We start from the raw sequence: 25,659 nt of genomic DNA on the forward strand, positions 1-25,659 counted from the left end.
GACCTTTCGCCTGTCTGTTGCCTATTTGACCAGGAGCCGGCCGGCAGATGTAGCGTCGGCGTCATTGTCCCTGCTGCGCTCGGTCATGGATTTGACCAGCGATGCCTTCACGCTCGAGACGTGCTCGCGCATCAACATCTCCGCCCGCCACGGCTCGCGGGCAATGATTGCCTCATAGATCCGATGATGATCGTCGTGGCGGCGGCGAACGTCGCGATGCTCGAAGGCAACGATGTTGCGGCTCGACGACACCGGCACGTGATGGCAGATCCGGATCATCTCGGCCAGCATCCGGTTGCGCGCGGCGGCGAGCAATGTGTCGTGGAAGTCACCATTTATGTCACGATAGATTGTGAGGTCGCCGGTTTCGAACGAGCCGCGCTCCAGCAATCTGTCGCCGGCGCGGAGGCTGCGCTCGATCGTCGCCTTTTCGTCCGGACTGAGCCCGCGTTCTGCGGCAAACCGCGCAGCAACCCCTTCGAGCGAGGCGCGGATCTCGTAGGCATCGACAATGGCATCGAGCGGAAATTCGCGGACGGTGAAGCCGCGATTGGGCGCGTAATCCAGCAATCCTTCGCCCGCGAGCGCTTGCAATGCGGCGCGCACCGGCGTGCGCGAGACCGCCAGCGCCCGGCTGAGCCTGACTTCGTTGAGCCGCTCGCCGGCAGCGACCGAGCCGTTCAGAACGGCTTCCCGGATCTGGTCCATCACCGAGAGGGCTCGATTGCCAGCGCGCGATCCGCCGGTTGGCTCAAGAACAGCTTGGTCGGCCATTGAGTGGGCTACCTCAGGGTGAATACACTTTGAAATCCCGCCGCAGCATTCGACCACATGCTTGCTGAAAAATCCATATTTGGCTGCAGAATTATCGTGCCTAGATGCTGGGCATGGCGCGGAAATGATATGCAACGGCCAAAGTGTATGTAATTTTCATTGACTCGGCACTGACTTCAAAGAACCATGGATCGTCCAACGATGGTGAAAATGGCGTAGGTCCGATGGCGACGGCGAATCCCAACATAAGTGAGAGCGCCATCGAGCAGATCACTGCTGATCGCGGTCCGCACTACGAGCCATTTGGCTGGCATCATTGGCCGGAACATCCCTGGCTGGCTTATCAATTCCGTCGCGGCTTGGGCGAAACCCAGGAAGGGGGTGGCAGCGTCAGCGAGGTAATGCAGGCGGGATCGCGGATGACTCCGGGCGATCTGGAAAGCTGGCACGCCGAGTGGATGCGGATTGCCGACCGCAACTGGGATCGCGGGCTCACGGAAGAGAAGTCCGGTCACATCCGCACTGCGATGAACTGCTTCCTGCGCGCGGCAGATTATTACCGGCAGGCTGAATTCCATCTTGAACCTGACGATCCGCGCAGGCTTCCCACTTTCGAAAAGATGGAAGGCTGCTCTCACAAGTTCATCGGTCACCTCAATCCGCCCGGCGAGGTGGTCGAGATTCCCTATGAGCCGGGCAAGCCGATCTGCGGCTACTTCATTCGCGCGCCGTTTCCCGGCGACAAATTGCCGGTGCTGATCTGCATGGGCGGGCTCGATTCCATCAAGGACGAGATGTGGTTCATGCAGGCTCATGGCTGCCTGCAGCGCGGCATCTCGGTGCTGATGATCGATGGGCCTGGACAGGGCGGCACGCTGCGTCGCCACAAGATCGTCACCCGCGCGGATAGCGAAGTACCAATCGGCAAATGCATCGACTGGCTCGAACAACGTCCCGACGTTGATGAGTTACGCATCGCCGTGTGCGGATCGAGTCTCGGAGGCTACTACGCGGCGCGCGCGGCGTGTTACGAGCCACGATTGGCGGCAGCTATTTCGCATGGCGCGATTTGGTCGGTGCACGACATGTGGGGCACCAAGGGCGACGACTTCGGTCTTGCCATGCACATCCGCTGGGTGTTCGGCGCGAAAACGATGGCCGAGGCACACGCGCTGATGAAGCCGTTCACGCTGAAGGGGCATCTCGAACACATGGCTTGTCCCTATCTGGTGCTGCACGGCGGCCACGATGTGCTGACGGTGACCGCGGCGCGCAGCACCTACGATTATGCCAGGGCGCACGGCGTTGACGCGACGATGCGGGTGCTCGACCCCGAGGAAACCGGCGCCGAGCACTGCCAGCATGACAATCCAACCATCGGCCAGGAAGTGCTGGCCGATTGGCTCGCCGATCGCTTTGGAATCGATCAGCGTGCTTTGTTGAGAACATCCATCAATTCCTTGATATGAGGCGCGAAATGAATCTCGGTGTCGTTCATCCCAGGGCCGCTGTGGTCGCGATCGACCTGCATCGCGGTCATCTCGATATGGCGGTGGCGACCATGCCGACCACGCCCGAGGTCGCGACCCGCATCATCGCCGCCAACAAGCGGCTGTTCGACTGGTGCCGCAGCGTCGATATTCCGATCGTCCATCAGGTGACATCCTATCGCGACGCCGACGAAATTCGCGCCAATCCGTTCTGGCGGACCCGCGCCGAAGACCCGACCGCCACCCGCAAGAACGTGATGCGTCACAACATCATCGGTGGACCCGGCTGCACGGTGATGCCGCAGCTGCTAGATCCCCGTGATTTCGTCGTCAACACCAAGAAACGGTACGACTGTTTCCTCGGCACCGATCTCGATTTCCTGCTGCGCTCGCACGGCATCAACACACTTCTGATCACCGGCGTGAATACCAATTCCTGCGTGCTGGCGACAACGACCGCGGCCAATGTCCGCGATTATGCGGTGATCGTGGTCGAGGACTGCGTCGACAGTATGGACGGCCCCGAGTTGCACGCAGCCGGCCTCGCCTGCATCAAGACCGCCTTCGGACTTGTGATGGACACTGACGCGGTGATGGCGCCCGACGGGCTTGCCCCGCGCCGGAACAGTGCTGCATGACCGCTCAGATTACCAACCGACCGAAGAGTAACTTCCTATGACCACCCCTATGATCCCGCGCGACCGCTGCGATTATTCCGCCATCGTCGACCGTCCGGCGCTGAAGCTGCCGGGCGGCGCCCGCATCGTGATATGGACCATCGTCAATCTCGAAGTCTGGGACATCGGTAAGCCGATGGCGAGGCAGGTACTGCCGGCGCCTACAGGAATTCCGCTGCTGCCGGATGTGCCGAACTGGAGCTGGCACGAATACGGCATGCGCGTTGGGGTGTGGCGTTTCTTCGATCTCTACAGGAAACTCGGGATCGCGCCGACCCTCTCGATCAACGCGCGGGTCTGCGAGGATTATCCGCGCGTGGCGCAACAGGCCAAGGATGCCAACTGGGAATTCATGGGCCACGCCTATGAGCAGGGGCCGATCCACAAGGAGCCGGACCAGAAGGCGATGATCGATCGCTCGATGGGCGTGATCGAAAAATTCACCGGCAAGCGGCCGGTTGGCTGGCTCGGACCCGGCCTGACCCAGACGCTGGAGACCCCCGAATACCTCGCTGAAGCCGGCGTCAAATATATCGGCGACTGGGTCTATGACGACGAACCGACCGTGATCCGTACCGCCAAAGGGCCGCTGGTGACGCTGCCCTATACGGCGGAGTTGAACGACATTCCGATGATGATGGTGCAGCATCACGAGAGCGATCATATGCTCAAGCGCGCAATCGACAGCTTCGACCGGCTGTATGAGGAGAGCAGGGATCGGCCGAAGATCCTGTCGCTCGCGATCCACCCTTACATCAGCGGACAGCCGTTCCGGATCAAGTATCTTGAGGCGATCTACGACTACGTGAACAAGTTCGAGGGCGTCGTGCACTGGAATGGCGAGCAGATTCTCGATTGGTACAACGGGCAGACCGCCGTGCAGCCGGGATCGAAGGCGTGAGCGCCGCGGTCCAGCGCGTGCTGCCAGCGATCCCGGCCACCGAGGTGCCGGTCGTCGGCGGCGGCTTCTTTCCTGTTCGCCGGGTCTATTGCGTCGGCCGCAACTATGTCGACCACATTCGCGAGATGAAGGAAGCCGACGAACGCGATCCGCCGTTCTTCTTCCAGAAGCCGCGCGATGCCGTGGTGCCCGATGGCGCGCAGGTGCCCTATCCGCCGTTCACCTCCGATTTTCAGTTCGAAGTGGAACTGGTGATCGCGATCGGCCGCGGCGGGCGTGACATTGCCGTTGCCGACGCGCGCGATCATATCTGGGGCTATGCCGTCGGCATCGATCTGACGCGGCGCGATCGTCAGCGTGACGCGCGCGATCAGCGTCTGCCGTGGGAAGTCGGCAAGAGCTTCGACGCCTCTGCGCCGTGCGGCACCATCGCGCCGGCGCGCGATGCGCGGCATTTCAAGGGCAGCATCATCACGCTTTCGGTGAACGGCACCGAGCGCCAGCGCGGCGATATCGGGCAGATGATCTGGAGCGTGCCCGAGGTGATCGCGCAACTGTCGAAGCAAGTCACGCTCGGCGCAGGCGATCTGATTTATACTGGCACCCCGGCGGGAGTCGGTCCCGTTGTGCCCGGCGATCTGATTGCCGCCCATATCGACGGGTTGCCTTCGCTTACCATCGCCATCGCTCCACTTGAGGCATGACCATGTTGCCCACCGAACGCATTGCCTATTCGCCGATTGCGACCCGTCCGCCGCTGAAGCTGCCGAATGGCGCGCGGATGGCAATGTGGGTGATCGTCAACATCGAGGAGTGGGACGCCAGGCAGACGATGCCGCGCACCGTGCTGACGCCGCCGGCCGGCGGCTCGCCAACCCCCGACATTCCGAACTGGGCCTGGCACGAATACGGCAACCGCGTCGGGTTCTGGCGCATCCTCAAGGTGTTCGACGAATTCAAGATCCCTGGCGTACTCGCCATCAACGGTTCGGCGCTCGCGGCCTATCCGCCGATCGTCGAGGCGGCGATGGCGCGCAATTGGGAGTTCATGGGCCACGGCTTCACCCAGCGCAACATGCAGAAGGTGGAGAACGAGAGCGAGGACATACGCAAGACCGCCGACGTGATAGCGAAGGCGACCGGCAAGCGGCCGCGTGGCTGGCTTGGCCCTGGCCTCACCGAGACCTGGGAGACTCCGGACCTGCTCAAGGAGGAGGGTTACGATTATGTCGCCGACTGGGTGCTGGACGACCAGCCCGTCTGGCTCAAGACCACCACCAAGCCTATCGTCAATGTGCCCTATACCCAGGAATGCAATGACGTCGCGATGATGCTGATCCAGCATCACAAGGCCTCGGAGTATTACGACCGCGCCATCGACCAGTTCGAACAAATCTACGACGATGCAGCGGATTCCGCCCGGATCATGGCGCTGGTTTTGCATCCCTACATCATGGGTGCGCCGCATCGCCTGAAATATTTCCGCCGTATCTTCGAAACCATCCGGAAGAAGCCGGACGTCGCGTTCATGACCGGAGAACAGATCCTCGACTGGTATCTCTCCGTGGGACCGAAACCGCCGTAGTCACGGATCAGGGATGAGTATCTTTCAACTCCTCAACGGATTGACCTTCGCCGCACTGCTGTTTGTGGTGGCGAGCGGCTTTACGCTGATATTCGGGTTGCTGCGCATCGTCAATCTGGCCCATGGCGCGCTGTATCTGTTCGGCGGTTACATCGGCTTCACCGTCGCAGTAAAGACCGGCAGCTTTGCGCTCGGCGGCATTGGCGCCATGGCTGCCATTGCAGCGATCGGCTTCGTGCTCGACCAGGGTTTGCTGCGTTTTGTACGAGGCAACGAGCTGCGTCAGGTGCTGCTGACGCTCGGCTTTGCGTTCGTACTTAATGATCTGGCCCTGGTGATCTGGGGCGGCGACAGTTTTACGGTGCCGATCCCGCAGACGCTGCGCGGCGGCCTACGTGTGTTGGGCGTATTTTATCCGACCTATCGTTTGTTTGTGTTGGTCACCGGCATCGTGGTGTTCGCAGCGCTTTGGCTGCTGCTGAATCATACGCGTCTCGGCGCCTTGATTCGCGCCGGCGTCGATGATGCCGAGATGGTGGAAGCGTCAGGGGTCAATATCCGCCGCGTGTTTCTTGTCACCTTTTTGCTCGGTTCGGCTTTGGCCGGCCTCGGCGGCTTGATGGGCGGCGCCTTTCTGTCGCTGTATCCGTCGGCCGATGCCGAGATCCTGGTATTCAGCCTCGCGGTGGTGATCATCGGCGGGCGCGGCAGCCTGGTCGGTGTTGGTGTCGGCAGCCTGCTGGTCGGCCTGCTCAACACGCTCGGCCAGGTGATGTTTCCGGAACTGGCCTATTTCGTGATTTTCGGTCCCATGGCGGTGCTGCTGGCATTCCGTCCGCTCGGTCTGTTCGGACGGGCCGCATGACGATGCCGCTCACACCGACGCCTTCGCGTGTCGCCGGGATGACTGGTCGCGCAGCGCTGATCGCCGCCATCATTGTTGTCGCTGCCGCGGCCTTGCCACTGGCGCTGTCGAATTATCAGGTCGGACTCGCCACCGAAGTGCTGATCTTCGGCATTCTCGCGATGTCGATCGATATCCTTGCCGGCTTTGCCGGGCGCACGTCGCTTGGCCATGGCGCGATCTTCGGCGTCTCCACCTATATCGTCGTCTACGCCACGACCCATGCCGGACTGCCGCCGGCGGTCGCCTTCGCCGCCGGCGTGTTGGCCGCCACAGTGGTTGCGGCGATCTTCGGATTGCTCGCGGTGCGCACCTCCGGTGTCTACTTCCTGCTGCTGACATTGGCGCTCGGCATGATCGTCTGGGGTATCTGCTTGCGTTGGACCCAGGTGACCGGTGGCGAAAACGGTATGCGCGGCGACGTTCGTCCGGCGGTGCTGTTGACCAACAGCGCGTTTTATTGGGCCGTGCTTGCCAGCGCCGCAGTGGTGTCATTTGCGATGTGGCGGTTCGTGCGCTCGCCGTTCGGTCTGACGCTGCGCGGCATCCGCGACAGCGAAAGCCGCATGCGCAGCCTCGGCTACAACGTGCCGCTACATTTATTCATCGGCTTCACCGTGTCCGGATTCTTTGCCGGAGTTGCAGGCGCACTGTATGCGATGTTCAACAACTTCGTCAGCCCGTCAACCGTGGCGCTGGCGCAGTCAGTCGAGGGCGTGTTGATGATGATCGCCGGCGGTGTAGGCACGCTGTTTGGCGCGTTCGTTGGCGCCGCCGCGATCATCGCGCTGGAGAACGTGGTCAGCGCCTATACCGAGCGCTGGCAAATGGTGCTCGGCATCACCTTCATCCTCATCATGATCTTCGCCCCCGAGGGCATCATCGGCAAGCTGCGCGCCACTCTGACGCGCAAGGTGCGTTAATCGAATGCTTTTACGAAAGGATATCGAAATGGACCGCAGGCAATTTCTGAAAAACACAACGGCCGCATTAACCGTCGCAGGCGCAGGCGTCGGACCATGGCGCAGTGCCCAGGCGCAGGCAGGCCCGATCAAGATCGGTCTGCTCGCGCCGCTCACCGGCGTTGTCGCGTCGGGCGGCAAGGAGATGGTCGAGGGTGTGCAGTTCTATCTTGATCAGGTCAAGGGCGAGATGGGTGGCCGAAAGGTCGAATTGGTGATCGAGGACGACGCCTCCAACCCCGATACCGCCTTGCAGAAAGCACGCCGCCTGGTCGAGCAGGGCAATTGCCACATGCTGATCGGTAATCTGCTCGCCAACACCGGATTGGCGGTCGCCAACTACGTCAAGGGTACTGGCACGCCCTACTTTATTCCGATTATTGCTGCCGACGACCTGACGCAGCGTCAGCGTATCAAGAACGTCATCCGCGTCGCCGGGTACAGCGCCAGTGAATTCACCCATCCGCTCGGCGATTGGGCGCTGAAGCAGGGTTACAAGAAGATCGCTACCATCAGCCAGGACTACACCTTCGGCCACGAGCAGTGCGGCGGGCTCGCCCAGGTGTTCACCGAAGGCGGTGGCGAGATCGTGCAGCAGTTCTGGCATCCGCTCAACACGGCGGACTTCAGCCCCTATCTAGGCCAGATCGCCGACCTCAAAGTCGATGCGATCTTCGCGATGGAGACCGGTGCGGATGCTACCCGTTTCATCCAGCAGTATTCCAGTTTCGGCCTGAAGGCGAAGACGCCGCTGCTCGCCGCGATGAACGGCACCGACCAGTCGGTGATCCGGACGCTTGGCGAGGAATGCGAAGGCATCATGTCGCCGGCGCATTTTGCGGAGGGGTCCGACAATCCGGTGACGCAGAAGTTCGCCAGGGAGTATGAGGCGAAGTACGGCAAGATCCCGTCGCTCTACGGTTTCTCGATGTATTCCGGCGTGATGTGGATCGACGCAGCGCTGAAGAAGATGGGTGGCAAGGTGGAAGACCGCGAAGCCTTCATCGACACCGTATTGAAGACCGAACTCGATGGCTCGCCGCTCGGGAAGGCCGTCAAGCTCGATGCCTACGGCAACCCAATCTACGACGTCTATATCCGCAAGGTCGTGAAACGCGCCGACGGCAAATTCTGGAACGTGCCGGTCACCACCTATCCGAACGTCTCGCAGTTCTGGAAATACGATCCGGAGACCTACCTGAAGCAGCCGCCCTATTCGCGCAACTTCCAGGGCATCAAGAAGGCCTGATCCATCACCGATTTCGGGACGCGGCTCAATAGCCGGGTCCCGACTATAATTGATCGCTTTGCCGGACGGCGAACCGGTATCCACTTCGCCCGATAATGCTCCGCTGGGAATTGTATTCGTGCCCGAGCCGATCCTGACGCTGACAGATGCTGTGGTTGCCTTCGACGCGCTGCGTGCGGTCGACGGCGTGAGCCTGTCCGTGCCGCGCGGCCAGCGCCGCGCCATCATCGGCCCCAACGGCGCCGGCAAGACCACGCTGTTCAACGCCATCGCCGGGATGGTACCGCCGACCGGTGGCCGGATCATGTTCGATGGTCACGACATCACGAAGCTGCCGCCGCATCGCCGCGCGCAGCTCGGCATTTCCCGCACCTTCCAGATCACCAATCTGTTTCCGACGCTGAGCGTGCAGGACAACATGATCCTGGCCTTGCGCGGGTTGTCGCCGCGCAAATTTTCGCTGTTCGGCAGGCCCGATAGGGATTCCGTCGAAGCGCCGCGCATCGCTGCTGCGCTCGGCGCGGCCCGCATTGCGGAACGTGCCGATGTCACGGTAAAGGAATTGTCCTATGGCGAACAACGCCAGCTCGAGATTGCACTCTCACTTGTCACGACCCCAACAATGCTGCTGCTCGACGAGCCGGCTGCTGGCCTATCGCCATCGGAGCGCTCAATGGTTGCGGAGATCATCCGGTCGCTGGCTCGAGACATCACGGTGGTGCTGATCGAGCATGACATGGATCTCGCGCTTGGTCTCGTCGACTTCGTGACCTGCATGTTTGAAGGACGCATTCTGGTGGAGGAAGCGCCGGAGGGCATCCGTCGCAACAAGAAGGTTCAGGAAGTGTATCTCGGGAAGCCGCGTCATGCTTGAGGTTCGCGACCTGCACAGCGGCTATGGCGAAGCGGTCGTGGTCCGCGGCGTCTCGCTCGACGTCGGCGCCGGCGAGATCGTCGCGCTGCTTGGCCGCAACGGCATGGGCAAGACCACCTTTATCCGCTCGATCATGGGGCTGACGCCGCCGCAGATTCGCTCAGGCTCGATCACCTGGCGCGGCGAAAGTCTGGTCGGCCAGCGCCCGCACGACATCGCCGACCGCAAGATCGCGATCGTGCCGCAGGGCAGGCGGCTGTTTTCGTCGCTGACGGTGACCGAACATCTTACCATGCTGAAGAGCGCGCGCGCCAAGGACGGCTGGACGGTCGACCGAGTGTTTGGGATTTTTCCGCGTCTTGCGGAGCGGCGACATCACCGCGGCGGACAATTGTCCGGTGGCGAGCGCGGCATGCTCGCGGTCGGCCGCGCGCTGATGATCGATCCGCAACTTATCCTGATGGATGAGCCATCCGAAGGCCTGGCGCCAGTGATGGTGCAGCATCTCGAAGGAATCATTCTTGATCTGAAGCGCGAGGGGCTGTCAATCCTGCTGGTCGAACAGAATCTCTACAGCGCATTGGCCGTTGCCGACCGGGTATACATCCTTGAGACCGGGCAGATCGTGCATCAAGGTGATGCGAAGGAACTGAGTCAGCATACCGATCTGCTATTCCAACGCCTCGGCGTGCAGTGAGAAAAGCCATGAACGAAGACCGGCTGGCGCCGGCCTCGGAACTGAATTGAGTAAAGTGATCGCATGACCGTCGTCGATATGCACACCCATTCCATCAGCAAGCGCGTCGATCCGCTGGTCGCCGGCCATCATCCAATGGACAATCCCTATCGCCGCGACATGTCTCCGGAAAGCCGGGCCACCGACGCCGAGCAAGGCAAGCTGTTGCAGAGGCCGATGCTCGACGTCGTAGCGCGCCGCGAGGTGATGCAGCGGATGGGCGTCGATTTTCAGGTCATCGCGCCGGCACCGGCGCAGCAGCACTACTGGGCCGGTGAAGAATTGCAGGTGGCCTTGTCGCGGGTACAGAACGAGGATGTCGCCGCATTGGTTGCCGAAGACCCCGCGCATTTCGCCGGCATGGGTACGCTGCCGATGCGGTTTCCCGCCCGAGCTATCGAGGAAGCCGTGCATGCGGTCGAGACGCTCGGCCTGCGCGGCTTCCAGATCGACACCCGCGTCGAAAATCTCGAACTGTCGAATGCGGTCTTCGACCCGCTCTATGCGCGCCTGGCGAAGCTGCGCGTGCCACTCTTCGTGCATCCGCTGGGCTTCTCGCATGGCCAGAGGCTTGGCGAATTCTTCATGGTCAATAGCGTTGGCCAACCTATCGAGGAGACGATCGCCATTTCGCATTTCATTCTCGGCGGCGTGCTCGACCGGCATCCCGAACTCGACCTGGTGATAGCCCATGGCGGCGGCTTCTATCCATTCTATGCCGGTCGCATGGATCACGCGTGGAAGGTCCGTCCCGAGGTGAAACGCCTGACCGCAGAGGCTCCATCCAGTTATCTGAAGCGGCTATGGTTCGATACTTGCGTGTTTCGCACTGACCTGATCGAGGCGCTGGTAGCGATGGTTGGCACTGAGCGGCTGATGTTGGGCTCCGACTTTCCTTTCGACATGGGTGATGACGATCCGGTGGGCTTGGTGAATAGGGCGCAGTTATCGGAAGCCGATCGAGAGAAAATTACCTTCGGCAACGCCAGTCGCTTGTTCAAGATATCGAAAGTCGGCGCATAGAGCCTTGATGTGCAGGGCGGCAGGTTAGCTCGATCTTTTCCGCGGCTGATACGCTGCCATGGCCATGCAGCTAAACCGGCGAGGCATTAGATCTGCCCGTCGAGGCAAATGGCATCGGTCCTCGGTGGCCATCTGCGTAATAGCACAAGCAGCCGGTCTGATTGGCCATGCCCATTCATGGCGTTGTTTCTCGGGGGATGATGGACGTCGTTCAGAAAGACCCTACGGCTGTCTTGGCCGGGAACGGACGTTGGCGGCCGCCTATCCGGCTTCTCAGCGCTTATTTGTTCGTTATACTTTGCGAGTCGGTTGTCGGATCGGAAAGTTCATAGGAGCCTCAGCGACAATCTGCGAGGCTTTCGTCCCAAGTTCAGCACGCAACCCTCTGACATAGTCCTTTCCGAAATCGTCAGCGGTACGGCCAACGGGAAGGCTTTTCGGATCATGTATCATGCCCGCGCGGCTAGAGCTGAATTACGATAGGATCGCAAATCATGGTTGCGACCTGTCTCTTGTTTCAAGAGATTGTCAGTAGAACTGGCTTCCATTTTTCCAAACCATCCCCTATTAGGGAATTTCGTCTTAGTTGATGTCGTCGAGGGAGCAACAAATTGCTTGTCAAAGGACTGCACCACATCGGCGTTCCTGTCCAAAATATGGACCGCGCAGAGGCGTTCTATGTCGGAATTCTAGGCCTCACGCCCTGCGAACAAAAGCCAAACTGGCTTTTCGCAGGGGACCATTTTTCGGTTCACCTGATGCCGTCCCGCCCCGACCTAGAACAAGTCAACCCGGCGAGGCACTTCACCCTGGAGGTCGCCCGTCTCGAAGAGATCGCCAGCTTGCTTCTGACGCACGGCCTGCGCCCGTATCAACTCACCGTCGATCAAGCGCGTCGGCGCGACATCACCTCGGCCGATGAACCGCTTGATTTCGGAATTGGCACCATTTTCGTCGAGGATCCCGACGGCAACACCGTGGAATTCCTCCAGCGCGATCGCGGGATCACGGCAGAGATCCTCGGATCGGCAGCGTAGCCCCTGCGGAATTATGAGTTGGAAGTCTTCGTGTGGAAGCGGCGCGAGCAACTCATTGCTGCGCGGTCCTAGATCAATGGTGTGCACAGCAAGTCCGGTCGGTGTGGACCTGATATTGCCGCATAGTCAGCATGTTGCGAGGGGGAAAGGTGTGCCCTCTAAACCTCCATTGTGCGCCTTATCTGCTCCACATGCAGATGGGAACTCCATCGTTTTGAACTCGACCGCGCCCAGTGGCGTCGTGGTCGTTGCGTCGCGGCAGCCGGACTTGTGACGTTCGAGAGTTTTGAACATGCCGGATCATCCTAACGCGCTAGGTCCGCCTTGCGCGGCGCCACAATCCGGGACTGGTGCCGACGATTTGACCGAATGCTCGCGTGAGATGGCTCTGACCGGAGAACCCACAAGCCTTGGCAATCTCCACAAGGGTTTTGTCGGAATTTAATCGCAAATCCCGAGCGCGCTCGATGCGCCGCCCGCCTTAGGCGAGCAAACCAGTAATCGCAAGATTGCGGGTCACGCGCGAGACCGGTGGTTCACGGTTACGCTGTTGTAGGTACCGGAAGGCAAGGCTGGAACGCTGCGATATCCACTGAGAGGCCGCTTCTGGCGCTAAGCGGCCGCTCATGGCACCGGAGCCCGTATGCGACGGGACGAGTAGGTGGCTATCCATGGACATTGGTTGCCGCGAAGGAATACGCTATTTCCCGTTTTACGGGACATCGTCCACTTTCGGGCATTGTTAGAAGATTCAGGCGCGAATCTTCGCGCACGGGATCGCTGATCATCACCTTTTATGGCGACGCAATCCTGCCGCGCGGTGGCTCCGTTTGGCTGGGAACGTTCGTTAGGTGGCTGAATCGATCGCCAGCCTACTTAGTGCCGTAGGCACGGTCACCGGCGTCGCCGAGACCTGGCAAAATGTAGGCATTGGAGTCCAGCCCTTCGTCAATCGCCGCGAGCCAAATCGGAACGTCGGGGTGAATGCCGCGTATGCGCTCGACACCTTCCGGCACGCCAATGAGACATACCAATCGAATGTCGTTCGCGCCGCGCTCTTTTAATCGGTCGACCGCCGCGACGGCGGAGTTCGCCGTTGCCAGCACCGGGGAGATTACAATCACCAGCCGCTCGTGCAGATCGCTCGGCGCTTTAAAGAAATATTCCACGGCAACGAAGGTTTGCGGTTCGCGGTAAAGGCCGATGTGAGCGATCCGAGCGGTTGGCACCAGATCAACCATGCCTTCCGCAAAGGTCATGCCGGCCCGCAGCACCGGCGCGAACACCAGCTTCTTTCCCGTGATCCGCGGTGACTTCATGTGCGCAAGCGGCGTCTCGATGTCGACATCGGCCAGCGGCAGATCACGGGTGACTTCGTAACACAGCAGCATCCCGATCTCCTTGAGGAGTTCGCGAAACGACTTGGTCGAAATGTCCTTTTTCCGCAATAGCGTCAGCTTGTGCTGCACCAGCGGATGCTCAACGATCGTGACGCCGTCCATGTTGCTGACCCCGGATCTAGAATACAGTGCCGTCGCTGATAATTTTCACCGGAGGCGAAGCGTCAGCGCGACGTTCGCGCGCCAGCCGCCGGCCGGCAGCCCAGGTCCCGCCCTCGAGAATTTTCGCTAGTGGCAGCGAGGTGGCATCGAGCTTGAGGCGGTGCCGCACGCCATCGGCGATGCGGTCAAGCAGTGCCACTGTCAGCGCGCGCCATTCCACAACCAGCGACGATGCTACCTCGTGCTCCTGCTGCGCTGCTTCCGCATCGCGAAACGCGAGCACGCCGGTATCGACGAAAAGTCCGCCGTTGCGATATTCGGCAAGGCCGGTGAGGCCATCGATATCGGTTACGCGGATGCCGGCGGTTTGCAGCGGTTCGATCAGCGAATAGGCCAGCCATTGCGAGAGCTTGTGCAGCGGTACCAAACCGCTGGTCGCGTCCGCTGTCGTTAACGCCGGATGCTTCCAGCAGTCTCCGAGCGCGATCCCGCCCAGCGTCAGCCGCGATGGCCAGATCGGCCCGAGCTGTTGCAGCAGCTCCGTCAGAATCGTTGGGGCGGGAAGCTCTTGGCCGTCTGCGAGCAGCGCAAGTTGATCGAACAGGCCGCCGGGCCGCGCTGTGTCGCGGCTGCCGAATACGTCCGGTTTCGAGGCCACCAGCGTGCCGAGGCGGCGCAACAGCTCAGCGCGACCGTCCATCCCGACCAGCGGATTGGCATCCGACACCCGCATGCCGCGCTCGAGGTCGGCAGCGGCGAAATTTGCAAGCACGCCGGCATCGACCCGCAATGGCTCACGCGGATCAGCCGAGAATGCGCCGCCCGCGAACATGGCAAGGCTCGCCAGTCCCAATCCCTCCGAACGGCCGATCGCCGATCCGGTTTTTGGATCGCGATAGCGCCACGATGGACCGGCGCCGGCATCGAGAAAGACGCTGACGATTGCCAGATCGAATTCGGCCCGGGCGCGGGCCGCGCGATCGGCCCATCTGCTCTGGTCGGCGATATCAGCCCAACGATTGTCTCCGTTGGCGACGAAGTGCCGCCAGCGCGAATGAAAGGGTATTTCGAAGGAGGGATGTGCTTCGCGCGTCACCTTCAGCACCAGGTCGACCGTGCGGTCGATGCAATCGAGGTGGATACGGAAGTTCGGAAGCGCATCGTCAAGGCCGATCGCGAGCATACGATGCGCGCGCTCGCGAACCGCCCTGGCATTCAGCAATGACAAGGCGGCTGACGTCTCCGGATTTGCAAGGGACACTGCCGCCCCTCTCAATATTTTTCGAGCGATCGGCCGACCGGATTGATCGGGTCTTGCTGCGGCTCGGCCGTATAGTAACCGGCGGCCTTCTTTGCCGCGATTTCCACATGCGCGTCGGCGGGCACAAGATCGTCGGGAATTGGCACGCGTTCGACGATTTCGACGCCTTGGCTGGTCAGCGCATCGTGCTTCATGTCGCTCATGGAAACGAAGCGGTCGATTCGCTTCAGTCCGAGCCAGTGCACCACATCCGGCATCAACTGCTGGAATCGGGCATCCTGCACGCCGGCGACACATTCGGTGCGCTCGAAATACTGAGCCGCGGCATCGCCGCCTTCCTGGCGCTTGCGTGCGTTGTAGACAAGAAATTTCGTGACTTCGCCGAGCGCGCGGCCTTCCTTGCGATTGTAGATGATGATGCCTAATCCGCCGGTTTGCCCGGCGCGCGCGCATTCCTCGATGCCGTGGATCAGGTATGGACGGCAGGTGCAGATGTCCGAACCAAACACGTCGGAGCCGTTGCACTCGTCATGCACGCGGCAAGTTATCTTGGTGCGGTGGTCCGGCAGCTTGGCAACGTCGCCGAACAGATAGGCCGTGGTGCCGCCGATCGGCGGCAGAAATACCTGCAGGTCAGGCCGTGTCACCAGTTCCGGAAACATGCCTCCGGTCTGTTCGAACAGTTGCCGGCGCAGATTGTTCTCGGTGGTTGCGAAGCGCTGCGCGAGGCCAGGCAGATACCACACCGGGTCGATCGCAATCTTGACCACGGAGACGCTTCCATTCTTGTGTACGAACTCGCCGTCGTGCTTGAGCCGCCCGGCTTCGATCGCCGCCTGCAGTTCGGGCAGATCGAGACGGGCGCGCGTAATGGCGATACTCGGACGGATGTCGATGCCTTCGGCAATCTCCTTTGCGAAGTTTTCAGCGGCGAGATGTCCCCACGGATCGAGCGAGACGATCCGCTGCGGATCAGTCCATTGCGGAAACGGCCCGATCGTTTCGGCGGGATGGGTGTTGGTGAGATCCGGACGCCGGATCGGATCGAGTGCGCCTGATGACACGGCGAGCGCGCGATAGACCGAATAGGAGCCGCCGTGGGTACCGATCACGTTGCGATCCTGCGGCCGCGACACCGTGCCAATCACCGGTCCGCGCTCGCGCGCGCTGGGTGCGCCCCAGGCGATCGGGAAGTTAAGCTTGGCGCCCGGTGCCGGGTGCGAGGTAATGCGAATATGGTCAACCCGATTCGAACGAGTCATCGCTACAGACCCTGAAACGGCGACGGCCCGCCTGAACAGACGGGCCTGGTCACCAACGATCAAATCAGCAGCGGTTGCAGCTGAGCGAGCAGTATAATCAAATACCGACCGAACACAACGGCGATTCCAATCCCGCCACCGTTAAGCCGCCTCGGCTGTTAACCTTTTCAGCCTGGACGCAGCAGCCTCGAAAATGAGATGGACTGTCCGTCGCGTCCGTCCCGGCCGATCATCGCCGAAAAACGAGAGGGTGCTTAGCACCATTCGTCGTGCGTTTGTCGCGCTCGACCAAGCACGGTCACGCGGCACGCACGACGATCGGTCGCCTGCATTGAGTTGATGATCGTCCCCTCGTCAGAACTGCCGGTGGCCGATGACGGGCCAGCCGGAAACGCAGAACAGACGTGCGTCACCTCGGACCTTCTCCGGAATTGACTTCGAGTGAATCAAAACTTTAATTGCTGACTCCGGTTGGGCCGGAAAGAACTCCGAACTCAGCCAACTGCTTCATTTTTACACAACGCAGCCTCAATAAAAGCATCCAGAAACCTAGCCATGCGCGTCATCAATGTTGCCGCTGCCCAAATGGGCCCGATCCAGAAAGCCGACGGCCGTGAAGCCGTCGTGAAGCGCATGATCGCGCTGATGGATGAAGCCAAAGCCAGGGGCGCCGATCTGATCGTGTATCCGGAGCTCGCACTCACTACTTTCTTTCCGCGCTGGTACATGGAGGATCAGGCCGAGGCCGATGGCTGGTTCGAACGCGAGATGCCCAATGCGACGACGAAACCGCTGTTCGAGCGAGCGGCCCGACACCAGATGGCGATGAGCTTCGGCTACGCCGAACTGACACCGGACAGGCACCATTTCAACACCTGCATCCTCACCGATAAATCCGCCCAAATTGTCGGGAAGTATCGCAAGGTTCATCTGCCGGGCCATTCGGAGTTCGATACAGAACGCGCCTTCCAGCATCTGGAGAAGCGCTACTTCGAACCGGGTGATCTCGGTTTCAACGTCTGGCGCGCGCTTGGCGGCATCCTCGGCATGGCGATCTGCAACGACCGGCGCTGGCCGGAGACCTATCGCGTGATGGGCCTGCAGGGCGTCGAGATGGTGCTGATCGGTTACAACACGCCCTCAGTCAATGCCGAGAAGAGCGAGGAGGGGCCGGAGAAGCGGTTGTTTCACAACCAGCTGTCCGTGCAGGCCGGCGCCTACCAGAACTCGACATGGGTCGTGTGCGTCGCAAAGGCCGGTGTCGAGGATGGACATCCCCTGATTGGTGGCAGCCTGATCGTCGATCCCAATGGCGAGATCGTCGTCGAGGCCAGGACCGAAGAGGACGAACTGCTGGTTCACGCCTGCGATCTCGACGCCACCGTCTTCGGCAAGAAAACGATCTTCAACTTTGCCAACCATCGCCGTATCGAGCATTACGGCCTGATCACCAGCCGCACCGGCGCGGTGCCGCCTCCGGAAAACTAGAATGTCCGGAATCTTCTTTCGCGAACTTGATCCGCACGACCAATGCTACCAGTGGAAGCTGCACATGAATACCCACGTCAAGCCGACCCGGCTCTCGTCGCGCCTGTCGGCGTCCGTCGGATAGGCCAGACGCGCTCCCGCCGCTTCCTTCACTGTCATATCAGGAGATTACGATGCCTTTCGATTTGATCCTGCGCGGCGGCCGGGTCATTGACCCCTCCCAGAAGCTCGATGCCGTGACGGATGTCGCCTTCGCCGCCGGCAAGGTGGCCATGGTCGGAAACGAGCTCAAGGCCGATCCGGGAACCGACGTGCGCGACATCTCGGGTACCATCGTTACCCCGGGCCTGATCGATCTGCACACCCACGTCTATTGGGGAGGCACCTCGCTCGGCATCGACGCCGAGGAGTTCTGCCGCACCTCCGGCGTCACCACGGCGGTCGACACCGGCAGCGCCGGCCCCGGCAATTTCGCGGGCTTCCGCAAGCACGTGATCGAGCCGAGCCAGGTCCGAATTCTCGCTTATCTGCATGTCTCGCATGCCGGAATCTTCGGCTTCTCGCATCGGGTCATGGTCGGCGAGAGCGAGGAGATGCGCCTGATGAATCCGGTCGACGCCGTCAGCGTGGCCGAGGCCAATCGCGACCTCATCGTCGGCATCAAGGTTCGAGTAGGTCTTCACGCCTCCGGCACTTCGGGGATCGTGCCGCTCGAAATCGCGCTTGAGGTGGCCGAGCAGGTCGGCATGCCACTGATGGCGCACATCGACCATCCGCCGCCGAGCTACGAGGAGGTGCTCGCCCGGCTGCGTCCGGACGACGTTCTCACCCACGCATTCCGGCCGTTTCCCAACACGCCCGCCACCGTCCAGGGCACGGTGAAAAAGGTGGTGCTGGAGGCGCGAGAACGCGGCGTGTTGTTCGACATCGGCCACGGCAAAGGTTCTTTCGCCTTCAAAACCGCACGCGCGATGCTCGCCAACGGCTTCTATCCCGACACCATCTCCTCGGACGTCCATCTCCTCTGCATCGATGGTCCAGCCTTCGATCAGGTGACGACCATGTCCAAGTTCCTGTGCATGGGCATGCCGCTCCCTGACGTGGTCGCGGCCTCGACGGTCAATGCGGCGATGGCGCTGCGGCGTCCCGAACTCGGCAGCCTCAAGCCGGGGAGCGTCGGTGACGCCACCCTCATCTCGATCAAGCAAGGCCAGTTCGACTACGTCGACGTCGTCGGCGAGCATCTGATCGGCGACCGCAAGATCGTGTCGGAAGGCGTCGTCATTGGCGGCCGTTGGTGGCACCCCAACCAATCGTCGAAATTCAAGCCCCTCGCAGGCTAAGCTGAACGTAAATTGATGTGATCGCTCGAAAATTTGATCGCTCGCAAATGCTTTCTGATTTGTGGCCGGCTGGACTCTGGCGGCGGAACGAGCGGGCCGTGCTGGCATACCAATTGCAAGCAAAAGAGGCAGATCGGCATCGGTCTGACTGGCCCGTTTCACCTCATTTGGTGCCGAACCCTCGGCCAATGAAATGGGTAGAACCGCCGTAACAACGCGAGACTGGGAGAGCGCTATGGATCGCAGGACTCTGTTGAAAGGATTGGCCGGGGCGGGCAGCCTGGCAGCGACGGGCGGCCTTTCGATGCCGGCCCTTTCCCAAGGCGCCGCGGCGCGCACCCTGCGCTTTGTGCCCCAGGCCAACCTCGCGAATTTCGATCCCATCTGGGGGACCCAGTATGTCGTGCGCAACGCCGCCGCGCTGGTCTGGGACACCCTCTACGGCCTCGACGCCACGCTGCAGCCGCAGCGCCAGATGGTCGAGTCCGAGGAAGTGTCCGATGACGGTCTGGTCTGGACCTTCCGGCTCCGGCCGGGGTTGAAGTTCCACGACGGCGAGCCTGTGCTGAGCAAGGATGTGGTGGCGAGCCTGACGCGTTGGTCGGCGCGCGATCCCATGGGGCTGATGCTCAAGGCGATCCAGAACGAGTTGATCGCCGTCGACGACAGGACCTTCAGATGGGGGCTGAAGCAGCCCTATCCGAAGATGCTGTTGGCGCTGGGCAAGAACAGTACTCCCTGTGCCTTCGTCATGCCGGAGCGGATCGCCCAGACCGACCCGTTCAAGCAGATCCCCGACTATATCGGCTCGGGCCCCATGAAGTTCGCGAAGAGCGAGTGGGTGCCGGGCGCCAAGGCGGTGTTTGAGAAGTTTGCCGATTACATGCCGCGGCAGGAGAAGGCGTCCTGGCTCGCCGGCGGCAAGCAGATGCTGGTCGACCGCGTGGAATGGGTGGTGATCCCGGATCCTGCCACGGCGGCGGCAGCCCTTCAGAACGGCGAGGTCGATTGGTGGGAGAGTCCGATCACCGATCTCGTGCCGTCGCTCAAGAAGAGCCGCAACATCAACGTCGACATCGCCGACCCGCTCGGCAACATCGGTTCGTTCCGGATGAACCATTTGCACCCGCCCTTCAACGACGTGAGGGCGCGACGCGCCGTGCTCGCGGCGCTGAGCCAGGAAGACTACATGCGTGCGCTGGTTGGGGACGATACCTCGCTCTGGAAGCCGCTGCCGGGCTTCTTCACGCCGGATACGCCGCTCTACACCGAGGAGGGCGGCGAGATCCTGAAGGGCAAGCGCGATTTCGCAGCCGCCAAGAAGCTTTTGGCCGAGAGCGGTTATTCGGGCCAGCCGGTCACCTGCGTGGTGGCGCAGGATCAGCCGATCACCAAAGCGCAGGGCGATGTCACCGCGGATCTGTTGAAGCAGATGGGCATGAATGTCGACTTCGTCGCGACCGACTGGGGCACCGTCGGTTCCCGCCGCGCCCAGAAGACGCCTCCGGGCCAGGGGGGCTGGCAGGTGTTTCACACCTGGCACGCCGGCGCGGATTGCATCAATCCCGCCGCCTACAACGCCATTCGTGCCAATGGCGACAAGGCGTGGTTTGGCTGGCCGACGAGCGAGCCCGTGGAAAAGGAAGTGCTGGCATGGTTCGACGCCAAAAATCTCGATGAGGAGAAGGCTGCGGTCAATCGCCTCAACAGGGCGGCGCTCGAGGACGTCGTCTATGCGCCGACCGGCTTCTTCCTGAGCTACACGGCGTGGCGCAAGAACGTCTCCGGTGTGGTGAAGGGACCGCTGCCATTCTTCTGGGGCGTGTCAAAGACCTCATGACGGTGCGGTGAACCGACATGGTCTCGTATATCGTCCGGCGCATTCTCGCGACCCTGCCCGTGATGGCGATCGTCGCGCTGTTCGTCTTTAGTCTGCTCTACATCGCGCCGGGCGACCCGGCGGCGGTGATCGCGGGCGACCAGGCGAGCCCCGCCGACGTTGAGCGTATTCGCCAGAGCCTCGGCCTCGATCGGCCGTTTCTGGTCCAGTTCGGGAGCTGGGTCTGGCACATCCTGCACTTCGATCTCGGCACCTCGATCTTTACCAACCTGCCGGTCGCCTCGCTGATTGCGCAGCGCATCGAGCCGACGCTCTCGCTGATGGCGGTTACCCTCGTCCTGACCATTCTCATCGCCGTGCCGCTCGGCGTGATGGCGGCATGGAAGGCGGGGAGCTGGGTGGACCGTACCATCATGGCATTCGCCGTGTTCGCGTTCTCGCTTCCCGTCTTTGTTGTCGGATACGTCCTTGCCTACGTGTTCGCGCTGCAGTTCGAATGGCTTCCCGTGCAGGGCTACACGCCGCTGGCCGAAGGCTTCTGGCCATGGCTGCGGAACCTGATCCTCCCGGCCGTCGCGCTCGGCAGTGTCTACATCGCGCTGATTGCGCGCATTACCCGAGCCTCCATGCTCGAGGTGCTGCAGCAGGATTATATCCGCACCGCCCGCGCCAAGGGCCTGGACCAGCGCAGCATCCTGTTCGTTCATGCGCTGAAAAACGCAGCCGTTCCGATCGTGACGGTGATCGGTATCGGCATCGCCCTCCTGATCGGCGGTGCCGTGGTGACCGAAAGCGTGTTCGCGATTCCAGGCCTCGGCCGGCTGACGATCGATGCGATCCTGCGCCGCGACTATCCCGTGATCCAGGGCATCGTGCTGCTGTTCAGCTTCCTCTATGTGCTGGTCAACCTGATAGTCGACCTCACCTACACCTTGGTCGATCCGAGGATCCGCTATTGACCGTCTCGACATCAAGCACGGCGCCGGTGCCGCCAGGCCTCGTCATCGCGCCGCACCTGCCGGATCTTCTGCTGCCGGTTAAAATCCGGCGCGGCGTCCTCGGCTTCCTGCGCAATCATCCGACGGTGGCGATCGGCGGCGCGTTGCTGCTCTGCCTCGTGTTGATCGCGGTCTTCGCGCCGTATCTCGGGACCGTCGACCCCACCGCGCTCGCGCCCGCCAAGCGTACGCGCGCGCCATCGGCGGACTTCTGGTTCGGCAGCGACATGCTGGGCCGCGACATCTATTCACGCGTGCTCTACGGTGCGCGGGTGTCGCTCACCGTAGGCCTTTCGGTGGCGCTACTTGCCTCGATCGCCGGTCTTGCCATCGGCCTCGTCTCGGGTTTCGTGCGATGGGTCGATGGCATCCTGATGCGGTTCATCGACGGGCTGATGTCGATCCCGCCGATCCTGCTCGCGGTCGCGCTGATGGCGTTGACACGCGGCAGCGTCGGCAACGTCATCATGGCCATCACGGTTGCCGAAATCCCGCGCGTGACGCGTCTGGTGCGCAGTGTCGTGCTGTCGCTGCGCGAGCAGCCTTATGTGGACGCGGCCACAGCCTCCGGCACGCGAACACCGATGATCATCCTGCGCCACATCCTGCCCAACACGCTGGCGCCGATGCTGGTCCAGGCAACCTATATCTGCGCCAGTGCCATGATCGTGGAGTCCATCCTCTCCTTTATCGGCGCCGGCACGCCGCCCACCATTCCGTCCTGGGGCAACATCATGGCCGAGGGCAGGGCGCTGTGGCAGGTAAAGCCCTTCATCGTGTTCTTTCCCGCCGCGTTCCTGTCGGTCACTGTGCTTGCCGTCAACTTGCTGGGCGACGGCCTGCGTGATGCGCTCGATCCGCGAATGGCCAAGGGCCTATAGATGGCATTGCTCGAAGTCCAGAATCTGCAGACCCATTTCCGTACCCCCGAGGGTATCAACCGCGCCGTCGACGGCGTCTCCTTCCATGTCGACGAAGGCGAGACGCTGGCCATCGTCGGTGAATCCGGCTGCGGCAAGTCGGTCACCGCGATGTCGCTGATGCGGCTCATCCCCGAGCCCCCGGGCAAGATCGCGGGCTCTGTCCTTTTCCAGGGAAGGGATCTGCTGCCGTTCTCCGAGCGCGAGATGCGCGCCATCCGCGGCAACGATATTTCGATGATCTTCCAGGAGCCGATGTCGAGCCTCAATCCGGTGCTGACCGTCGGCCGGCAGATCGGCGAGACGCTGCGGATGCATCAGGGCCTCGACAAGCAGGGCGCCGAGGCACGCGCCATCGAGATGCTGACATTGGTCGGCATCCCGGAGCCGGTGCGGCGCGTGCGCGAATATCCGCATCAGCTCTCGGGCGGAATGCGCCAGCGCGTGATGATCGCCATGGCACTCGCCTGCAACCCAAAACTCCTGATCGCCGACGAGCCGACCACGGCGCTGGACGTCACGATCCAGGCGCAGATCCTGCAGTTGATGCTGGACCTCAAGCGCCGCGTCGGCGCGGCGATCGTTCTGATCACCCATGATCTCGGCGTGGTCGCCGAAATCGCCGAGCGCGTCATGGTCATGTATGCCGGCCGCAAGGTTGAGGAGGCGCCGGTGGCCGAGCTGTTCCGCTCGCCCCGTCATCCCTATACGCAGGGCCTGCTCGGCGCGGTGCCCAAGCTTGGCTCCTCGCTCACGGGTGCGGCGCGGCGCCTCGCCGAGATCCCCGGGCAAGTGCCGAGCCTCAAGACGCGGATCGAGGGTTGCGTCTTTGCCGGGCGGTGTTCGCTGGCGACCGATCTCTGTCGCGAGGTCGCGCCGGGTCTCGAACAGAAGGCTCCCCGCCACATCGCCGCCTGCCATTACGCGCCCAAGGCGGCGGCCGCGGCATGAGTGCGCCGCTGCTCCAGGTCAACGACCTCAAGAAGCATTTTCCGGTCCGCGGCGGCTTGTTCCGCCGCAAGGCCTGGATCTATGCCGTGGACGGCGTGTCCTTCGAGGTCGAGCGTGGCGAGACCTTGTCTCTCGTCGGCGAGTCCGGCTGCGGCAAGTCAACGGTCGGCCGCGCCATCCTGCGACTGTTCGACATCACCGCCGGCCAGGTGGTGCTGGACGGCCAACGTATCGACGGTCTTTCACCCGCAGGGCTGCGCAGCATGCGCCGCCGCGTGCAGGTGGTGTTCCAGGATCCGTTCTCCAGTCTCAATCCGCGGATGCGCGTGCGCGATATCCTGGCCGAGCCGATCCGCAATTTCGGTCTCGCAAAATCTTCCGCCGAACTCGAGGCGAAGGTTGCGGCGCTGATGGACACCGTGCGGCTGCCGCGCGACGCGCTGAACCGCCGGCCTCACGAATTCTCCGGCGGTCAGCGCCAGCGCATCGGCATCGCCCGCGCACTCGCGGCGGAACCCGAACTGATCGTCTGCGACGAGGCGGTCTCGGCGCTCGACGTCTCGGTCAAGGCGCAGATCGTCAACTTGCTGCAGGATCTGCAGCAGCAGTTCGGCCTCGCGCTGCTGTTCATCAGCCACGATCTGGCGATCGTCGAGCACATGACGCATCGTGTCGCCGTCATGTATCTCGGCAAGATTGTCGAGATGGCGCCGAGGCAGCAAATCTTCACTGCGCCGAAGCATCCCTACACCAGGGCACTGCTCTCAGCGGTGCCGGTGCCGGAGCCCGGGGCCGCCCGCAACCCGATGATCCTGAAGGGCGACGTGCCGAGCCCGATCAATCCACCCAGCGGATGCCGTTTCCACACAAGGTGTCCATTCGTGTTCGATCGCTGTCGGACGGAAGAGCCGGAGCTTCGGTCGACCGGAAGCGGTCAGTGGGCGGCGTGTCATCTCGAAGCGCTGCCCGAAAAGCCGGGGCCCGCTCGGTGATTCACGTCAGTCGCCGCCGTATCGGGGAGCGACAAGATGCAGGGCCTTGATCGCCTAGACTGATGCGGATCACGGCCAACCGCCGGTCACTGCGAAAAAAGAGTCCTGCCCGTTAAAATTAAGGAAGCGCCCATCGAACGGCTGCTGCTGGCGCAAAGCGGTCATTGGATAAATTGGAGATGTCGGCAAAGTGACGCCATGTGGAGCCACCGCTACTGTCGAGGTGCTAGGATCGGCGCTGCGCAGCGAGCAAATCAATGCCCAAGACTGGTCAGGCGCTCCCTAGCGCTTCGCATGCCGAGCGGTACGGCTCGCCTCGTGGACTGAGGCCTCGATCGGACTTGATGGCAAAAGGTCGGCTCCTATGCCGCGCGGCGGCGCGGCTTTGCCTTGGTAGACTTCTGGGCGGCTAGTCTCTCGGCGGCAGAGCGCGCGCCGGGACCTGGATGAGTATGAACCTCCTTGGGCAGAAGCGGCTCACGGCATTCGGAGCAAATCATCACGGGATCAAACATCTTGCCGCAATTGCGATGTTCATGCAGCAGGGGCCGTCCGCGTTCGTCGACCATGTGGGTATCGCCCCAATGCACCAACGCCATCATGACCGGATACAGGTCCAGGCCTTTTTGGGTCAGGATGTACTCATGCCGTTTGGGCGATTCCTGATATGGAATGCGACGCAGTACGCCCTGCCGGACCAGCTTCTTAAGCCGTTCGGCGAGCAGATGGCGCGTGATCCCGAGCGCCGTTTGAAATCCCTCGAACCGTCGCGTGCGCAGAAAGCACTCGCGCAAGATCAAGAGGGTCCAGCGATCGCCGATCACACCGATGGTGCGGGCCAGCGAACATGGCTCTTCCTCCAGGGCATCCCACTTCATTCCTGCTCTCTC

26 protein-coding genes and 2 pseudogenes are annotated in these 25,659 nt (G+C 61.9%); 21 read left to right on the forward strand and 7 right to left on the reverse strand.

Translation table 11 applies throughout. From position 1 onward, the window contains the following. Positions 1 to 21: 21 nt before the first annotated feature. Positions 22 to 708, reverse strand: a complete 687-nt coding sequence (locus V1289_RS26315; RefSeq protein ID WP_074277724.1) for a GntR family transcriptional regulator — start codon at positions 706 to 708, stop codon at positions 22 to 24. A 290-nt stretch (positions 709 to 998) separates the two neighbouring features. Here V1289_RS26315 and V1289_RS26320 point away from each other — a divergent pair, with 290 nt between their 5' ends. From V1289_RS26320 to V1289_RS26370, 11 genes are all read left to right on the forward strand, one after another. Next, positions 999 to 2,243 (forward strand): alpha/beta hydrolase family protein, encoded by a 1,245-nt coding sequence (locus tag V1289_RS26320; RefSeq protein ID WP_334400079.1) that lies wholly within the window; start codon positions 999 to 1,001, stop codon positions 2,241 to 2,243. Positions 2,244 to 2,251: 8 nt separating this feature from the next. After that, positions 2,252 to 2,902: a cysteine hydrolase gene (locus V1289_RS26325; RefSeq protein ID WP_309181668.1), complete on the forward strand. Its 651-nt coding sequence runs from the start codon at positions 2,252 to 2,254 to the stop codon at positions 2,900 to 2,902. A 37-nt stretch (positions 2,903 to 2,939) separates the two neighbouring features. After that, positions 2,940 to 3,842 carry a polysaccharide deacetylase family protein gene (locus V1289_RS26330; RefSeq protein WP_334400081.1) on the forward strand — a complete coding sequence of 301 codons (903 nt, stop codon included), beginning with the start codon at positions 2,940 to 2,942 and terminating at the stop codon, positions 3,840 to 3,842. Further along, positions 3,839 to 4,546 (forward strand): fumarylacetoacetate hydrolase family protein, encoded by a 708-nt coding sequence (locus V1289_RS26335; RefSeq protein WP_334400083.1) that lies wholly within the window; start codon positions 3,839 to 3,841, stop codon positions 4,544 to 4,546. The genes V1289_RS26330 and V1289_RS26335 overlap by 4 nt, the downstream gene beginning before the upstream one ends. A gap of 2 nt (positions 4,547 to 4,548) precedes the next feature. Continuing rightward, entirely contained in the window at positions 4,549 to 5,427 is an 879-nt protein-coding gene (locus V1289_RS26340; RefSeq protein ID WP_334400085.1) for a polysaccharide deacetylase family protein, read from the forward strand. 13 nt (positions 5,428 to 5,440) lie between these two features. Beyond that, a complete protein-coding gene (locus V1289_RS26345) occupies positions 5,441 to 6,292 on the forward strand; it encodes a branched-chain amino acid ABC transporter permease (protein WP_334400087.1) in 852 nt (283 codons plus the stop codon). Next, positions 6,289 to 7,254: a branched-chain amino acid ABC transporter permease gene (locus V1289_RS26350; RefSeq protein ID WP_334400089.1), complete on the forward strand. Its 966-nt coding sequence runs from the start codon at positions 6,289 to 6,291 to the stop codon at positions 7,252 to 7,254. Before V1289_RS26345 ends, V1289_RS26350 begins: the two co-directional genes overlap by 4 nt. 28 nt (positions 7,255 to 7,282) lie before the next feature. Then, positions 7,283 to 8,542 carry an ABC transporter substrate-binding protein gene (locus V1289_RS26355; RefSeq protein WP_309181675.1) on the forward strand — a complete coding sequence of 420 codons (1,260 nt, stop codon included), beginning with the start codon at positions 7,283 to 7,285 and terminating at the stop codon, positions 8,540 to 8,542. A gap of 118 nt (positions 8,543 to 8,660) precedes the next feature. After that, positions 8,661 to 9,416 (forward strand): ABC transporter ATP-binding protein, encoded by a 756-nt coding sequence (locus V1289_RS26360; protein ID WP_334400092.1) that lies wholly within the window; start codon positions 8,661 to 8,663, stop codon positions 9,414 to 9,416. Then, positions 9,409 to 10,113: an ABC transporter ATP-binding protein gene (locus tag V1289_RS26365; RefSeq protein WP_334400094.1), complete on the forward strand. Its 705-nt coding sequence runs from the start codon at positions 9,409 to 9,411 to the stop codon at positions 10,111 to 10,113. The genes V1289_RS26360 and V1289_RS26365 overlap by 8 nt, the downstream gene beginning before the upstream one ends. Positions 10,114 to 10,176: 63 nt before the next feature. After that, complete coding sequence (locus V1289_RS26370) at positions 10,177 to 11,175, forward strand: amidohydrolase family protein (protein WP_334400096.1); 999 nt, start codon at positions 10,177 to 10,179, stop codon at positions 11,173 to 11,175. 283 nt (positions 11,176 to 11,458) lie between these two features. Here the strand turns inward: V1289_RS26370 and V1289_RS49850 are convergent. Next, positions 11,459 to 11,586, reverse strand: a pseudogene (locus V1289_RS49850) (ABC transporter substrate-binding protein); the annotation flags it as partial. A gap of 200 nt (positions 11,587 to 11,786) precedes the next feature. On the opposite strand from V1289_RS49850, the gene V1289_RS26375 reads away from it, so the two are divergent. After that, the gene (locus V1289_RS26375) at positions 11,787 to 12,212 is read left to right on the forward strand and encodes a VOC family protein (protein WP_309181680.1); all 426 of its coding nucleotides are present in this window, start codon (positions 11,787 to 11,789) and stop codon (positions 12,210 to 12,212) included. Between the two features lie 313 nt (positions 12,213 to 12,525). Here V1289_RS26375 and V1289_RS26380 read toward each other — a convergent pair whose 3' ends face one another. Then, a complete protein-coding gene (locus V1289_RS26380; protein WP_334407696.1) occupies positions 12,526 to 12,681 on the reverse strand; it encodes a helix-turn-helix domain-containing protein in 156 nt (51 codons plus the stop codon). Positions 12,682 to 12,914: 233 nt separating this feature from the next. Here V1289_RS26380 and V1289_RS26385 point away from each other — a divergent pair. After that, positions 12,915 to 13,070: pseudogene (locus V1289_RS26385) on the forward strand (phenylacetic acid degradation operon negative regulatory protein PaaX); the annotation flags it as partial. 14 nt (positions 13,071 to 13,084) lie between these two features. Here the strand turns inward: V1289_RS26385 and upp are convergent. Genes upp through V1289_RS26400 form a run of 3 tightly spaced genes read right to left on the reverse strand, consistent with a single transcriptional unit; the run spans position 13,085 to position 16,237 of the window. Further along, positions 13,085 to 13,714: a uracil phosphoribosyltransferase gene (gene upp / locus V1289_RS26390; protein ID WP_334400097.1), complete on the reverse strand. Its 630-nt coding sequence runs from the start codon at positions 13,712 to 13,714 to the stop codon at positions 13,085 to 13,087. A 16-nt stretch (positions 13,715 to 13,730) separates the two neighbouring features. After that, positions 13,731 to 14,942 carry a URC4/urg3 family protein gene (locus V1289_RS26395; protein ID WP_334400099.1) on the reverse strand — a complete coding sequence of 404 codons (1,212 nt, stop codon included), beginning with the start codon at positions 14,940 to 14,942 and terminating at the stop codon, positions 13,731 to 13,733. A 44-nt stretch (positions 14,943 to 14,986) separates the two neighbouring features. Next, positions 14,987 to 16,237: a GTP cyclohydrolase II gene (locus V1289_RS26400; RefSeq protein ID WP_334400101.1), complete on the reverse strand. Its 1,251-nt coding sequence runs from the start codon at positions 16,235 to 16,237 to the stop codon at positions 14,987 to 14,989. Between the two features lie 555 nt (positions 16,238 to 16,792). Between V1289_RS26400 and V1289_RS26405 the strand changes: the two genes are divergently transcribed. The 8 genes from V1289_RS26405 (at position 16,793) to V1289_RS26440 (ending at position 24,769) form a co-directional block, all read left to right on the forward strand. Continuing rightward, positions 16,793 to 17,725 (forward strand): N-carbamoyl-D-amino-acid hydrolase, encoded by a 933-nt coding sequence (locus V1289_RS26405; RefSeq protein WP_334400103.1) that lies wholly within the window; start codon positions 16,793 to 16,795, stop codon positions 17,723 to 17,725. 1 nt (position 17,726) lies between these two features. Further along, a complete protein-coding gene (locus V1289_RS26410; RefSeq protein WP_334400105.1) occupies positions 17,727 to 17,849 on the forward strand; it encodes a hypothetical protein in 123 nt (40 codons plus the stop codon). Positions 17,850 to 17,898: 49 nt separating this feature from the next. Continuing rightward, the gene (locus V1289_RS26415) at positions 17,899 to 19,068 is read left to right on the forward strand and encodes an amidohydrolase/deacetylase family metallohydrolase (protein ID WP_334400107.1); all 1,170 of its coding nucleotides are present in this window, start codon (positions 17,899 to 17,901) and stop codon (positions 19,066 to 19,068) included. A gap of 235 nt (positions 19,069 to 19,303) precedes the next feature. After that, positions 19,304 to 20,908, forward strand: a complete 1,605-nt coding sequence (locus V1289_RS26420) for an ABC transporter substrate-binding protein (protein WP_334400109.1) — start codon at positions 19,304 to 19,306, stop codon at positions 20,906 to 20,908. A 17-nt stretch (positions 20,909 to 20,925) separates the two neighbouring features. Next, positions 20,926 to 21,867: an ABC transporter permease gene (locus V1289_RS26425; RefSeq protein WP_334400111.1), complete on the forward strand. Its 942-nt coding sequence runs from the start codon at positions 20,926 to 20,928 to the stop codon at positions 21,865 to 21,867. Continuing rightward, positions 21,864 to 22,787 (forward strand): ABC transporter permease, encoded by a 924-nt coding sequence (locus V1289_RS26430; RefSeq protein WP_334400113.1) that lies wholly within the window; start codon positions 21,864 to 21,866, stop codon positions 22,785 to 22,787. The genes V1289_RS26425 and V1289_RS26430 overlap by 4 nt, the downstream gene beginning before the upstream one ends. Further along, complete coding sequence (locus tag V1289_RS26435) at positions 22,788 to 23,777, forward strand: ABC transporter ATP-binding protein (protein WP_334400115.1); 990 nt, start codon at positions 22,788 to 22,790, stop codon at positions 23,775 to 23,777. Further along, positions 23,774 to 24,769 carry an ABC transporter ATP-binding protein gene (locus V1289_RS26440; protein ID WP_334400117.1) on the forward strand — a complete coding sequence of 332 codons (996 nt, stop codon included), beginning with the start codon at positions 23,774 to 23,776 and terminating at the stop codon, positions 24,767 to 24,769. The genes V1289_RS26435 and V1289_RS26440 overlap by 4 nt, the downstream gene beginning before the upstream one ends. Before the next feature lie 362 nt (positions 24,770 to 25,131). Here the strand turns inward: V1289_RS26440 and V1289_RS26445 are convergent, their stop codons facing one another. Further along, a complete protein-coding gene (locus V1289_RS26445; RefSeq protein WP_334400119.1) occupies positions 25,132 to 25,647 on the reverse strand; it encodes a winged helix-turn-helix transcriptional regulator in 516 nt (171 codons plus the stop codon). Positions 25,648 to 25,659: the final 12 nt, after the last annotated feature.

The organism is Bradyrhizobium sp. AZCC 2289 (assembly GCF_036924615.1).
Classification (GTDB): Bacteria; Pseudomonadota; Alphaproteobacteria; order Rhizobiales; family Xanthobacteraceae; genus Bradyrhizobium.

Bases quoted from the DNA above. Each gene is read 5' to 3' on its own strand.
- V1289_RS26315 (WP_074277724.1), bottom strand. From the start codon at position 708: ATGGACCAGATCCGGGAAGCCGTTCTGAACGGCTCGGTCGCTGCCGGC.
- V1289_RS26320 (WP_334400079.1), top strand. From the start codon at position 999: ATGGCGACGGCGAATCCCAACATAAGTGAGAGCGCCATCGAGCAGATC.
- V1289_RS26325 (WP_309181668.1), top strand. From the start codon at position 2,252: ATGAATCTCGGTGTCGTTCATCCCAGGGCCGCTGTGGTCGCGATCGAC.
- V1289_RS26330 (WP_334400081.1), top strand. From the start codon at position 2,940: ATGACCACCCCTATGATCCCGCGCGACCGCTGCGATTATTCCGCCATC.
- V1289_RS26340 (WP_334400085.1), top strand. From the start codon at position 4,549: ATGTTGCCCACCGAACGCATTGCCTATTCGCCGATTGCGACCCGTCCG.
- V1289_RS26345 (WP_334400087.1), top strand. From the start codon at position 5,441: ATGAGTATCTTTCAACTCCTCAACGGATTGACCTTCGCCGCACTGCTG.
- V1289_RS26350 (WP_334400089.1), top strand. From the start codon at position 6,289: ATGACGATGCCGCTCACACCGACGCCTTCGCGTGTCGCCGGGATGACT.
- V1289_RS26355 (WP_309181675.1), top strand. From the start codon at position 7,283: ATGGACCGCAGGCAATTTCTGAAAAACACAACGGCCGCATTAACCGTC.
- V1289_RS26365 (WP_334400094.1), top strand. From the start codon at position 9,409: ATGCTTGAGGTTCGCGACCTGCACAGCGGCTATGGCGAAGCGGTCGTG.
- V1289_RS26370 (WP_334400096.1), top strand. From the start codon at position 10,177: ATGACCGTCGTCGATATGCACACCCATTCCATCAGCAAGCGCGTCGAT.
- upp (WP_334400097.1), bottom strand. From the start codon at position 13,714: ATGGACGGCGTCACGATCGTTGAGCATCCGCTGGTGCAGCACAAGCTG.
- V1289_RS26400 (WP_334400101.1), bottom strand. From the start codon at position 16,237: ATGACTCGTTCGAATCGGGTTGACCATATTCGCATTACCTCGCACCCG.
- V1289_RS26405 (WP_334400103.1), top strand. From the start codon at position 16,793: ATGCGCGTCATCAATGTTGCCGCTGCCCAAATGGGCCCGATCCAGAAA.
- V1289_RS26410 (WP_334400105.1), top strand. From the start codon at position 17,727: ATGTCCGGAATCTTCTTTCGCGAACTTGATCCGCACGACCAATGCTAC.
- V1289_RS26415 (WP_334400107.1), top strand. From the start codon at position 17,899: ATGCCTTTCGATTTGATCCTGCGCGGCGGCCGGGTCATTGACCCCTCC.
- V1289_RS26420 (WP_334400109.1), top strand. From the start codon at position 19,304: ATGGATCGCAGGACTCTGTTGAAAGGATTGGCCGGGGCGGGCAGCCTG.
- V1289_RS26425 (WP_334400111.1), top strand. From the start codon at position 20,926: ATGGTCTCGTATATCGTCCGGCGCATTCTCGCGACCCTGCCCGTGATG.
- V1289_RS26435 (WP_334400115.1), top strand. From the start codon at position 22,788: ATGGCATTGCTCGAAGTCCAGAATCTGCAGACCCATTTCCGTACCCCC.
- V1289_RS26440 (WP_334400117.1), top strand. From the start codon at position 23,774: ATGAGTGCGCCGCTGCTCCAGGTCAACGACCTCAAGAAGCATTTTCCG.
- V1289_RS26445 (WP_334400119.1), bottom strand. From the start codon at position 25,647: ATGAAGTGGGATGCCCTGGAGGAAGAGCCATGTTCGCTGGCCCGCACC.